The organism is Streptomyces sp. NPDC026575 (assembly GCF_055567415.1).
In genome coordinates this window covers 1-12,257 of record NZ_JBVHQM010000006.1, presented here as the reverse complement: position 1 = coordinate 12,257, position 12,257 = coordinate 1, and the positions used below count along the sequence as shown (strand labels likewise).

At 70.1% G+C, this 12,257-nt stretch carries 10 protein-coding genes and 1 riboswitch; of the genes, 4 read left to right on the top strand and 6 right to left on the bottom strand.

Annotated features, from left to right (window positions below; all coding sequences use genetic code 11):
* Positions 1–3: 3 nt before the first annotated feature.
* The 5 genes from ACZ4NB_RS09855 to ACZ4NB_RS09835 form a co-directional block, all read right to left on the bottom strand.
* Complete coding sequence (locus ACZ4NB_RS09855) at positions 4–1,056, bottom strand: ribonucleotide-diphosphate reductase subunit beta (protein ID WP_467659849.1); 1,053 nt, start codon at positions 1,054–1,056, stop codon at positions 4–6.
* Positions 1,056–3,491 (bottom strand): ribonucleoside-diphosphate reductase subunit alpha, encoded by a 2,436-nt coding sequence (locus ACZ4NB_RS09850; RefSeq protein ID WP_467659847.1) that lies wholly within the window; start codon positions 3,489–3,491, stop codon positions 1,056–1,058. Before ACZ4NB_RS09850 ends, ACZ4NB_RS09855 begins: the two co-directional genes overlap by 1 nt.
* Before the next feature lie 158 nt (positions 3,492–3,649).
* A riboswitch (cobalamin riboswitch) is annotated at positions 3,650–3,799 on the bottom strand.
* A 172-nt stretch (positions 3,800–3,971) separates the two neighbouring features.
* On the bottom strand, positions 3,972–5,660 hold the full coding sequence (mctP, locus tag ACZ4NB_RS09845; protein ID WP_467659845.1) for a monocarboxylate uptake permease MctP: 1,689 nt from the start codon (positions 5,658–5,660) through the stop codon (positions 3,972–3,974).
* Positions 5,657–5,914 carry a DUF3311 domain-containing protein gene (locus ACZ4NB_RS09840; RefSeq protein ID WP_467659844.1) on the bottom strand — a complete coding sequence of 86 codons (258 nt, stop codon included), beginning with the start codon at positions 5,912–5,914 and terminating at the stop codon, positions 5,657–5,659. The genes mctP and ACZ4NB_RS09840 overlap by 4 nt, the downstream gene beginning before the upstream one ends.
* 134 nt (positions 5,915–6,048) lie before the next feature.
* Positions 6,049–6,804: a GntR family transcriptional regulator gene (locus ACZ4NB_RS09835; protein ID WP_467660324.1), complete on the bottom strand. Its 756-nt coding sequence runs from the start codon at positions 6,802–6,804 to the stop codon at positions 6,049–6,051.
* Between the two features lie 241 nt (positions 6,805–7,045).
* Here ACZ4NB_RS09835 and ACZ4NB_RS09830 point away from each other — a divergent pair, with 241 nt between their 5' ends.
* The 4 genes from ACZ4NB_RS09830 (at position 7,046) to ACZ4NB_RS09815 (ending at position 11,819) form a co-directional block, all read left to right on the top strand.
* Positions 7,046–8,314 (top strand): extracellular solute-binding protein, encoded by a 1,269-nt coding sequence (locus ACZ4NB_RS09830; RefSeq protein ID WP_467659842.1) that lies wholly within the window; start codon positions 7,046–7,048, stop codon positions 8,312–8,314.
* A gap of 93 nt (positions 8,315–8,407) precedes the next feature.
* Positions 8,408–9,424 carry a carbohydrate ABC transporter permease gene (locus tag ACZ4NB_RS09825; protein WP_467659840.1) on the top strand — a complete coding sequence of 339 codons (1,017 nt, stop codon included), beginning with the start codon at positions 8,408–8,410 and terminating at the stop codon, positions 9,422–9,424.
* Positions 9,421–10,251, top strand: a complete 831-nt coding sequence (locus ACZ4NB_RS09820; protein WP_467659839.1) for a carbohydrate ABC transporter permease — start codon at positions 9,421–9,423, stop codon at positions 10,249–10,251. Before ACZ4NB_RS09825 ends, ACZ4NB_RS09820 begins: the two co-directional genes overlap by 4 nt.
* A gap of 8 nt (positions 10,252–10,259) precedes the next feature.
* Positions 10,260–11,819: a glycoside hydrolase family 3 protein gene (locus ACZ4NB_RS09815; protein ID WP_467659837.1), complete on the top strand. Its 1,560-nt coding sequence runs from the start codon at positions 10,260–10,262 to the stop codon at positions 11,817–11,819.
* Positions 11,820–11,841: 22 nt separating this feature from the next.
* Here the strand turns inward: ACZ4NB_RS09815 and ACZ4NB_RS09810 are convergent.
* Positions 11,842–12,257, bottom strand: a 416-nt coding sequence (locus ACZ4NB_RS09810; protein WP_467659835.1) for a sensor histidine kinase, incomplete at its 5' end; no start/stop codon positions are given.

Here is a 12,257-nt window from a genome sequence, read left to right as displayed (position 1 = left end):
GGCCTAGAAGTCGTCGTCGAAGGAGACCGAACCCTCGACGGCGACCTGGTAGGCCGAGGCCCGGCGCTCGAAGAAGTTGGTCAGCTCCTGGACGTTCTGCAGCTCCATGAAGGAGAACGGGTTCTCCGACCCGTACACGGGAGCAAATCCCAGACGCTGCAGCCGCTGGTCGGCGACGCACTGGAGGTACTCGCGCATCGACTCGGTGTTCATGCCCGGCAGGCCGTCACCGCACAGATCGCGGCCGAACTGCAGCTCGGCCTCGACGGCCTCCTTGAGCATCTCGGTGACCTGCTGCTCCAGCTTGTCGTCGAAGAGCTCGGGCTCCTCCTCGCGGACCGTGTCCACCACCGAGAACGCGAAGTCCATGTGCATGGACTCGTCGCGGAAGACCCAGTTGGTGCCGGTGGCCAGCCCGTGCAGCAGACCGCGCGAGCGGAACCAGTAGACGTACGCGAAGGCGCCGTAGAAGAACAGCCCCTCGATGCAGGCCGCGAAGCAGATCAGGTTCAGCAGGAAGCGGCGCCGGTCGGCCTTGGACTCCAGCCGGTCGATGCTCTCGACCGAGTCCATCCACTTGAAGCAGAACTCGGCCTTCTCCCGGATGGAGGGGATGTTCTCCACGGCCGCGAAGGCGGCGGCGCGGTCGTCCGGGTCGGGGAGGTAGGTGTCCAGCAGCGTCAGATAGAACTGGACGTGCACCGCCTCCTCGAAGAGCTGACGGCTCAGGTACAGCCGCGCCTCGGGGGAGTTGATGTGCTTGTAGAGCGTCAGCACGAGGTTGTTGGCGACGATCGAGTCACCGGTCGCGAAGAACGCGACCAGCCGGCCGATCATGTGCTGCTCGCCCGGCGAGAGCTTGGCGAGGTCGGCGACGTCGGAGTGGAGGTCGACCTCCTCCACGGTCCAGGTGTTCTTGATCGCGTCGCGGTAGCGGTCGTAGAAGTCCGGGTACCGCATGGGACGCAGCGTCAGCTCGAAGCCCGGGTCGAGGAGGTTCTTCTCGCCGGTGGTGGCGGTGTGCGCGGCAGCGGCGGTGGTCTGGTCGGTGGTCATTACTGGCAGGCCTCGCAGGACTCGGGGTTTTCCAGGGAGCAGGCGACCGCCTCGGGGTCGGTGGCCTGCTGCGGGACGGGCACGGTGGCGGCGGCCGCGGTGCCGCGGGCCGACTGGGCGATCCGGGTGGCCGGGCGCGACCGCAGGTAGTACGTCGTCTTGATGCCGCGCTTCCAGGCGTAGGCGTACATCGAGCTGAGCTTGCCGATGGTCGGCGACGCCATGAAGAGGTTCAGCGACTGGCTCTGGTCGAGGAACGGCGTACGGGCCGCGGCCATGTCGATCAGGGCGCGCTGCGGGATCTCCCAGGCGGTGCGGTACAGCGCCCGGACGTCCTCGGGGATCCACTCGACGTCCTGCACCGAGCCGTTCGCCTCGCGCAGCGCGTCACGGGTCCGCGCGTCCCACAGCCCCAGGGCCTTGAGCTCCTCGATCAGATACGCGTTGACCTGGAGGAACTCACCCGACAGCGTCTCGCGCTTGAAGAGGTTGGAGACCTGCGGCTCGATGCACTCGTACACGCCCGCGATCGAGGCGATGGTCGCGGTCGGCGCGATGGCCAGCAGCAGCGAGTTGCGCATCCCGGTCGCGGCGATCCGGGTGCGCAGCGCCGCCCAGCGGTCCGCCCAGCGGGGCTCGGCGTTCGGGTAGTGGTCCGGGTGCAGCACACCGCGGGCGGTGCGGGTCGCCGACCAGGCCGGGTGCGGGCCGTGCCGCTCGGCGAGATCGGCGGACGCCTCGTACGCGGCGAGCATGATCCGCTCGGAGATCCGGGTCGACAGCTCCTGCGCCTCGGCCGAGTCGAACGGCAGCCGCAGCCGGAAGAAGACGTCCTGCAGGCCCATCAGGCCCAGGCCCACCGGGCGCCAGCGGGAGTTGGAGGCCCCCGCCTGCTCGGTCGGGTAGAAGTTGATGTCCACGACGCGGTCGAGGAAGGTGACGGCGGTACGGACCGTGGCGTCCAGCTTCTCCCAGTCCATCTGTCCGTCGTCGCCCAGGTGGGCGGCGAGGTTGACCGACCCCAGGTTGCAGACCGCGGTCTCCCCGTCGTTGGTCACCTCCAGGATCTCCGTGCACAGGTTGGAGGAGTGCACGACCTGGCCGGGCTCGGCGGTCTGGTTGGCGGTGCGGTTGGCGGCGTCCTTGAACGTCATCCAGCCGTTGCCGGTCTGCGCCAGGGTGCGCATCATGCGGGAGTACAGCACCCGCGCCGGGATCTGCTTGAGCGCCCGGCCCTCGGCCTCGGCCCTGCGGTACGCGGCGTCGAACTCCTCGCCCCACAGGTCCACCAGCTCCGGGGCGTCCGAGGGGGAGAACAGCGACCAGTCGGCGTCCGCCTCCACCCGGCGCATGAACTCGTCCGGGATCCAGTGCGCGATGTTCAGGTTGTGGGTGCGGCGGGCCTCCTCACCGGTGTTGTCGCGCAGCTCCAGGAACTCCTCGATGTCGGCGTGCCAGGTCTCCAGGTAGACACAGGCGGCGCCCTTGCGCCGGCCGCCCTGGTTCACGGCCGCGACCGAGGCGTCCAGGGTGCGCAGGAACGGCACGATGCCGTTGGAGTGCCCGTTGGTGCCGCGGATCAGCGAACCGCGGGCGCGGATGCGGGAGTACGACAGGCCGATGCCGCCGGCGTGCTTCGACAGCCGCGCCACCTGGTGGTAGCGGTCGTAGATCGAGTCCAGCTCGTCCAGCGGGGAGTCCAGCAGGTAGCAGGACGACATCTGCGGGTGGCGGGTGCCGGAGTTGAACAGGGTGGGGGAGGAGGGCAGGTACGACAGCGAGCTGGTCAGGCGGTACAGCTCGGCCACGTCGTCCAGGGCGCGCTCGCTGTGGTCCTCGGCGAGGCCGCAGGCCACCCGCAGCAGGAAGTGCTGGGGCGTCTCGATGACCTGGCGGGTGGTCGGGTGGCGCAGCAGGTAGCGCGAGTGCAGGGTGCGCAGTCCGAAATAGCCGAACCGGTCGTCGGCGCCGTCGGCGAGCGCCCGGTCGACCAGGGCGTCCAGCCGGGCGGCGTGGGTCCGTACGAACTGTGCGGTCTCGTCGGCGATCAGCCCCTCGCGGTGGCCGACCTCGACGGAGGCGGAGAAGGCGACCGCCCCCTGTGCGGCCGCCTCCTCCGAGATCGAGAGGGTGAGCAGCCGCGCGGCCAGCCTGGAGTACTGCGGTTCGTCACCGATCAGTCCGGCCGCGGCCTCGATGGCCAGCGACCGCAGTTCGAACTCGCCCGCGCCCTCGTACCGGCCGCGCAGGGCGGCGGCGGCCACCTTGCCGGGGTCGGTCGCGGTCAGGTCCTCGGTCAGCTTCGTCAGGGTGCGCAGCAGCGCGACGCCCGGGCCGTCCTCGCCCGGACCGCCGTCGGCGGGGGCGGCAGGCGCGGTCACCGCAGGCTGCACGACCTCGGCGTTGGACGCGGGCTCCGTTGGCGCGATGGTCACGTGATGCTCTCCCTCACTCGGCGGGGGCCAGGAGGGGGCGCGACGGCCGCACGCGCGCATGCCGCACCCCGTGACGGTCAGGGGTGCGCGGGCACACCGCGCGGCGTCCACCGGCCCAACCCTCGGGGCCCGGACGTATCGACGTCCGCACCCATGGCGGTGCGGGCGTACCGTCGGCAGGTCCTCGGACTTCACGGGCGCGCGGCAGGGCCCTTTCCGGGCACTGGGCGCGCTCTTACACCGTTGCGGGACAGTTCCGGATTCCCACCGGATTCCCCTGCGGCGACAGCGAAGACGAGCATACATGTGGTGGTGGCTCCACGCGTGCACCCCCACATCTAGTGTGTTGAGAGTGATCATGTGGTGCCTGTCAGTGGCCTCGCACCGGGGCGGCGCCGTGTGCGGCGGTCCGTACAACGCCACGGGCCGCCGCGCCCCGAAGGAGCGCGACGGCCCGTGGCCGCAGGCGAGTCGGTGGTGTCAGTGCCCGGCGGGTGCCCCCGCCGTGGCCGGCGGCAGGTCCGCCGAGACGCCCTCGTCGCCGATGTCCGCGGTGTAGTCGGCGGGAGAGGTCTCGTCGACGCCGTCGGGGGCCTTGAGGGCCTTCAGGGCGACGGTCAGGACGACCGTCACCACGAGGTTCAGGACGAGGGCGGTCAGGCCGATGTAGCCGATCTCGCCGATGCCGGGGATCTCCTTGCTGGAGCCGCCGAAGTGGGCCTGGGTCGGGCTCGCGACGCCGTACGCGGCGAGCGTGCCGTAGAGCATGCCGACCGCCCAGCCGGTCAGCAGCGCCCAGCGGTGGAACCAGCGGGTGAACAGGCCGCCGACCAGGGCCGGCAGGGTCTGCAGGATCCAGATGCCGCCCAGCAGCTGGAAGTTGATGGCGACGGTCTTGTCCATGGTGAGGACGAAGACCAGGGCGCCGACCTTGACCAGCAGGGAGACGAGCTTGGCGACCCTGTGCTCCTGCTCGGGCGTGGCGGCCGGCTTGAGGAAGTCCTTGTAGACGTTGCGGGTGAACAGGTTGGCCGCGGCGATCGACATGATGGCCGCCGGGACCAGCGCGCCGATCCCGATCGCGGCGAACGCGACGCCGGCGAACCAGCTGGGGAACATGTCCTCGAACAGCTGCGGGATGGCCAGCTGGGGGTTGCCCTGGATGTCCGTACCGGCCTTGATGGCCATGAAGCCGAGCAGCGCCAGCAGGCCCAGCATCAGGGAGTACAGCGGCAGGATGGTGGTGTTGCGGCGGATCACGTTGCGGCTGCGCGAGGAGAGCGTGGCGGTGATCGAGTGCGGGTACATGAAGAGCGCCAGCGCCGAGCCGAGCGCCAGGGTCGCGTACGCCCACTGCGCGTTGGGCCCGCTGGTCAGCTCGCCGCGCGGTTTGCCGGGGACGGCGCCGGGCTCGGCGAACGCCTTGCCGGCGGCGTGGAAGATCTGGTCGAAACCGCCCAGCTTGATCGGGATGTAGACGATCGCCACGATGATGACCAGGTAGATCAGCCCGTCCTTGACGAAGGCGATCAGGGCGGGCGCACGCAGGCCGGAGGAGTAGGTGTACGCCGCCAGCACCGCGAAGGCGATCAGCAGCGGCAGGTCCTTGACGAACCAGTTGGTGTGCGCGCCGCCGCCGATGCCCAGCACGTCCAGGACGGCCTGGATGCCGACGAGTTGGAGCGCGATGTACGGCATGGTGGCGAGGATGCCGGTGAGCGCCACGGCCAGCGACAGGCCCTTGGAGCCGAAGCGTCCGCGGACGAAGTCGGAGGTGGTGACGTAGCCGTGCTTGTGCGAGACCGACCACAGGCGGGGCAGGAAGGTGAAGATGAGGGGGTAGACCAGGATGGTGTACGGGACGGCGAAGAAGCCGGCCGCGCCCGCCGCGTAGATCGCCGCCGGTACGGCCACGAAGGTGTAGGCGGTGTAGAGGTCGCCGCCCAGCAGGAACCACGTCACCCAGGTGCCGAAGCTCCGCCCGCCCAGGCCCCATTCGTCGAGGTTGGCGGACTGCTCGGCCTTGCGCCAGCGGGCCGCCAGGAAGCCCATGACCGTCACGGCCAGGAAGAAGAAGACGAACACGGCGAGCGCCACGCCGTTGACGCCCTGGGTCGAGGAGGCCGCGAGCGCGGTGGCGGCGCCCGTTGCGGAGAGCGCGTCGGTCACTGGGCACCGCCCTTGCGGGCGCGCTGCTCACGCTGCACGAGCTTGTACGCCACCATCGTCAGCGCCGTCGAGATCGGCACCCACAGCATCTGGTACCAGTAGAAGAACGGGATCCCGATGAGCGTGGGCTCGATCCGGGCGTACGAACTCACCCACAGCATCGCCACGAACGGAGCGAGCAGGCACAGGCCGGCCACCGCACGTGTGGGTGTGACGATCTGTCTGCTGCTGGGGGCTTCGGCTGGCTCTGGCATCGCGTGGCTCCGTCCGTGGCGGCGAACTCCTGTGCAATCGGCTGAAAATCTATGGCAGGGCCGTGGCACGCGTCACTAGCTGTCCGCATATCGGTACGAAGAATCCGAGCGGGGGAGCGGTGAGCAGGCGGAGTTCACTCCGTGGGGCGCTGCAGCCTGGCCACGAACTTGTAGCGGTCGCCGCGGTAGACCGAGCGCACCCACTCCACCGGCCGGCCCTGGGCGTCGAGCGAGTGCCGCGAGAGCATCAGCATCGGCAGGCCGACGTCGGTGCCCAGCAGACCGGCCTCGCGCGGGGTGGCCAGCGAGGTCTCGATGGTCTCCTCGGCCTCCGCCAGGCGGACGTCGTAGACCTCGGCCAGCGCGGTGTACAGGGAGGTGTACTTGACCAGGTTGCGGCGCAGTGCGGGGAAGCGCTTCGCCGACAGGTGGGTGGTCTCGATGGCCATCGGCTCACCGCTGGCCAGCCGCAGCCGCTCGATGCGCAGCACCCTGCCGCCGGGGGTGATGTCCAGCAGGCCGGCCAGCCGGTCGTCGGCGGTGACGTAGCCGATGTCCAGCAGCTGGGAGGTCGGCTCCAGGCCCTGGGCCCGCATGTCCTCCGTGTAGGAGGTCAGTTGCAGCGCCTGGGAGACCTTGGGCTTGGCCACGAAGGTGCCCTTGCCCTGGATGCGCTCCAGCCGGCCCTCGACGACCAGCTCCTGCAGCGCCTGGCGCACCGTCGTGCGGGAGGTGTCGAACTCCGCGGCGAGGGTGCGCTCGGGCGGTACCGGGGTGCCGGGCGGCAGGGTCTCGGTGATCTCCAGCAAGTGCCGCTTGAGGCGGTAGTACTTGGGCACCCGTGCGGTCCGCGTGCCGCCGCTCTCCGCGCTGCCCCCGTCGGTCTCCATGGCCCGCCTCTCCGACGCCTGTCGTGCTGCCGTCACCGGCTCCTCCGTACGTAGCGGCTCACATCGTGGCACGCGCGGGTTCGTTGTGCTCCCTCGCAGGTCCCGGCGTGCCGGATGTCGGTCCGGTAACGGACCTGACAGCGACTCTTATACACCCTTGACACCCCAAAAGGTCTAGGCCAAGCTGCGGGCACTGGTCTAAACCATTAAAGACCACACCCGGCCTTTAGGGGAGAGCGCAATGAAGCGTGGGCTCATAGCGGCGACGGCCGTCGCGGGAATGCTGGTGAGTGTCGCTGCCTGTGGGTCCAGCGACGGCAACAAGGCGGGCGCGGATGGCTTCAAGGGCCAGAAGCTGACCGTCTGGGTGATGAGCGGCTCGAATCCGGAGCAGTGGAGCAAGCAGGTCTCCGAACAGTTCAGGAAGAAGACCGGAGCCACCGTCGAGTTCAAGGTCCAGCAGTGGAACGGAATTCAGCAGAAGCTGAGTACCGCACTCTCCGAGGACACTCCGCCGGACGTCGTCGAAATCGGCAACACCCAGACCGCCGCCTACGCGAAGGCCGGCGCCCTGGCCGACCTCGGCGACCTGAAGAAGGAGATCGGCGCCGACTGGAACGAGGCATTCAACAGGGCCTCGCTCGTGGACGGGAAGCAGTACGCGCTGCCCTGGTACGCCGGAAACCGCGTGGTGATGTACAACAAGAGGATCTGGGCCCAGGCGGGGCTCAAGGAGCTTCCCCGGACCCGCAACCAGCTGTTCAAGGCGCTGGACGCGATCAAGCGGAAGACCGACGCCGAGCCGCTGTATCTTCCGGGCCAGAACTGGTACTTCTTCGACGGGCTGACCATCGGCACCGGCGCCGACCTGGTGAAGAAGCAGGGCGGCAAGTGGGTCTCCAACCTCGGCGACCCCAAGGTCTCCAAGGCCATGGACATCTACCGGCAGTACCAGGCATTCAGCACCGCCCCGAAGAACAAGGACGAGGCCACCCCGCAGCAGGCCGAGGTCTTCGCCAAGGGGAAGACCGGCGCCGTCATCGCCATGGGATATGAGGCCGCCACCGCCATCAAGGCCAATCCGAAGATCAAGGACGACATCGGATTCTTCACCATTCCCGGTGAGACCGCGGCCAAGCCCGAGGGCGTATTCCTCGGCGGTTCCAACTTCGCGGTCGCCGGTATGGGCAAGAACCAGGAACTCGCCAAGGAATTCCTGAAGATCGCCCTGTCGAAGGAGAACGACGGGCAGATGGTCAGGGAGTCCGGCTGGACCCCCAAGTCCGCGGACCTGGCCGGCGCCGCCAAGGAGAATCCCGCGGCCGCTGCCGCCGCTCCCGCGGCGCAGAAGTCCGGCGGCACCACCCCGCTGATCGCGCAGTGGGCGGCGGTGGAGAACGTACCGAACCCCATCAAGAGCTATATGACGGCCGTTTTGAACGGCACGTCCCCGGCCGACGCCGCCAAGGACATCGAGTCCGAGGTCAACGCGCGGCTCGCCAAGCAGTAGGAAACGGCCGCGTACGGGGCCGGCCGGCCCCGGCCCCGTACGCCCGCCGGCGGTGCACCGAGGTCCCACGGCAACAAGGGGGAGCAGCGACCCATGGCAGTGCAGCTCGACGACGCGGCGGCCACGGCCGTGCCGCGGAACGGCAAGGGCGGCGATCCGCCCGCCCGCCGCGGCACAGGAGGCCGGCGGGACGCCCGCGGTGCTTCCGGTCCCCCCGCCCGCCGCACCCCGTACCTCCTGCTGCTGCCCGCCCTGGCCGCCACCGCGGTCTTCCTGGGCTGGCCCATGGTCCGCAATCTGCTGCTCTCCTTCCAGAACCTCAACATGAAGGAGCTGATCCAGCATCTGACCGACTGGCGGGGGATCGGCAACTACCAGGAGGTCCTGGGCAGCGAGCAGTTCTGGCGGGTCACCGGCCGCACCATCGCCTTCACCGCGGTCAACGTCACCCTGATCATGGTCCTGGGCGTACTGATCGGACTGCTGCTGGCCCGGCTCGGCAAGAAGATGCGGCTGGTGCTCTCCCTCGCGCTGGTGCTGGCCTGGGCCATGCCGGTGATCGCCGCCACCACGGTCTTCCAGTGGCTCTTCGACTCCCGCTACGGCGTGGTCAACTGGGTGCTGGACCGGCTCGGCTGGCATGCGATGGCCCACTACGACTGGGTCGGCACCCAGCTGTCGACCTTCTTCGTGATCACCGTGCTGATCGTCTGGCAGTCGCTGCCGTTCGTGGCGCTCAACCTCTACGCGGCCACCACGACCATCCCCAAGGAGCTGTACGAGGCGGCCCGGATGGACGGCGCCGGCACCTGGAAGGTCTTCACCTCGGTCACCTTCCCGTTCCTCAAGCCCTTCTTCCTCGCCACGACGTTCCTCGAAGTGATCTGGGTCTTCAAGGCGTTCCCGCAGATCTTCGCGATCAACGAGGGCGGCCCGGACCGGTCCACCGAGACGCTGCCGATCTACGCCTTCACCGAGGGCGTCGGCAACCTGCACTTCGGTATGGGCGCCGCGATCTCGCTGCTGACGATCGTGGTGCTGCTGGCCATGACCGCGTACTACCTGCGTCTGACGATCAGGCAGGAACAGCAAGAGGAGAACGAGCGGTGAAGCCCTCCCTCGCCGGCCGCATCTGGCCCAACGCCACGGCGATCGTGCTCGCCGCCGGCTTCGTCTTCCCCGTCTACTGGATGTTCAACACGGCCTTCAAGCCGACCCGGGACATCATCAGCGACGAGCCCGTGTGGTTCCCCTTCCACGGCACCCTGGAGCACTTCACGACCGCCGTGGACGCCCCGAACTTCTGGACCCTGGCCGGGAACTCGGTCATCGTGACCGTACTCGCCGTCGGGCTGTCGCTGGTCATCGCGCTGTGCGGGGCGTTCGCGCTCACCCGGATGCGCTTCAAGGGCCGCCGCGGCATCCTGCTGACCTTCATGGTCGCCCAGATGGCCCCCTGGGAGGTCATGGTGATCTCGATCTACCTGATCGTCCGGGACGCCGACATGCTCAACAGCCTGGTGCCGCTCACCTGCTTCTACCTGCTGATGGTGCTGCCCTTCACCCTGCTGACCCTGCGCGGCTATGTCGCCGCGGTGCCCAGGGAACTGGAGGAGTCCGCGATGGTCGACGGCTGCTCCCGCCGCCAGGCATTCCTCAAGGTCGTCTTCCCGCTGCTGGCGCCCGGCCTGATGGCCACCTCCCTCTTCGGCTTCATCACCGCGTGGAACGAGTTCCCGCTCGTGCTGGTCCTCAACAAGGAGCCGGCCATGGGCACCCTGCCGCTGTGGCTCTCGCAGTTCCAGAGCCAGTTCGGGGACGACTGGGGCGCCACCATGGCCGCCGCCTCGATCTTCGCCGTCCCGATCCTGGTGCTCTTCCTGTTCCTGCAACGCAAGGCGGTCGGCGGTCTCACCTCCGGCGCAGTGAAGGGATAACGCAGTCCATGACTCCCGTAGGCTCCGCACGCTCGGTACGCGCCGCCGACACCCTCACCCGCGACGCGCTCGCCGTCCTCCAGCCCGGCTTCACCGGCACCACCGCGCCCGACTGGCTGCTGCGCCGGCTCGACGAGGGCCTGGCCGCCGTCGGCCTCTTCGGCCGCAACATCACCGACCCCGCGCAACTGGCCGCCCTCACCGGCCAGTTGCGCGGCGCCCGCGAGGACGTCCTGGTCGCCATCGACGAGGAGGGCGGCGACGTCACCCGCCTCGAAGTGCGCGGCGGCTCCTCCTTCCCCGGCAACCACGCGCTGGGCGCCGTCGACGACACCGCGCTGACCCGAGGCGTCGCCCGCGAGCTCGGCCGCCGGCTGGCCGACTGCGGCGTCAACCTCAACTGGGCGCCGTCCGCCGACGTCAACTCCAACCCTGCCAATCCGGTCATCGGCGTCCGCTCCTTCGGCGCCGACCCGCGGCTGGTCGCCCGGCACACCGCCGCCTACGTCGAGGGGCTGCAGTCGGCGGGCGTCGCCGCCTGCACCAAGCACTTCCCCGGCCACGGCGACACCGCGGTCGACTCCCACCACGACCTGCCGCGCATCGCCGCCGACCTGCCCACCCTCCAGGAACGCGAACTGGTGCCGTTCCGCGCCGCCGTCGCCGCCGGCACCCGGGCCGTGATGAGCGCGCACATCCTGCTGCCCGCCCTGGACGGCGACCGCCCGGCCACGCTCAGCCCCGCCGCCCTGCACGGCCTGCTGCGCGCGCCCGCCGACGAGGGCGGGCTGGGCTTCGACGGGCTGATCGTCACCGACGGAATGGAGATGCAGGCCATCTCCGCCACCTTCGGCATCGAGCGCGGCAGCGTGCTGGCCATCGCGGCCGGCGCCGACGCGATCTGCGTGGGCGGCGGACTGGCCGACGAGGACACCGTGCTGCGGCTGCGGGACGCCCTGGTGAGGGCGGTGCGCGACGGCGAACTGCCGGAGAGGCGGCTCGCCGACGCCGCGGCACGGGTGCGAGCCCTGGCGCGCTGGACACGGAGTGCGGGCGCGGGGGAGGGGGCCGCGCCCGCACCCGGGATCGGCCTGACCGCGGCCCGCCGGGCGCTGCGCGTCACCACCGCCGGCCGTCCGTACGAGCCGCTGACCGGCCCCGCCCACGTCGCCGCCTTCACACCGCTGGCCAATATCGCCGTGGGCGACGACACCCCCTGGGGCGTCGGCGCCGAGCTGGCCCGGCTCGTGCCCGGCACCGAAACCGCCGCCTACAGCGCCGAATCCGCCGCCCGCACCGGAACCCGGGCGCTGATCGACGGCCTGCTCACCGCGGCCGGCGGCCGACGTGTGGTCGCCGTCGTCCGCGACGTCCACCGCCACCCCTGGATGGCCGACGCCCTGGACGCCCTGCTCACCGCCCGCCCGGACACGGCCGTCGTGGAAATGGGCGTCCCCCAGGCGCCGCCCCGGGGCGCCCTGCACATCGCCACCCACGGCGCCGCCCGCGTCTGCGGCCAGGCCGCCGCCGAAACCCTCACCGGCCGCGCCCCGGCGGACGGCACCTGAGGATCGCGCGGCGGCTCGGCGCCTACTGCGGCAGGACGACGCGCATGGTCAGGCCGCCGCCCTCGCGGGGCTCGGCGGTGATGCTGCCGTCGTGGGCGCGGACCACCGAGCGCACGATGGACAGGCCCAGCCCCACACCCTTGTCGCTGCCGGTGCGCTCGGTACGCAGCCGCCTGAACGGCTCGAAGAGGTTCTCCACTTCATAGGCCGGCACCACCGGCCCGGTGTTGGCCACCACCAGCACCGCACCACCGGGCCGGGGCTCGGTGGTGACCTCCACCCACCCGCCCTCCCGTCGCCCGCCACCACCCTCGACCGGAAGCGCTCCGCGCCCTTGAACGGCGACGTTGTAGCGCACCGCGTTCTGCACCAGATTCAACGCGATCCGCTCCAGCAGCACACCGTTGCCCTGCACGAAGACCTGCTGCCGCACCCCGC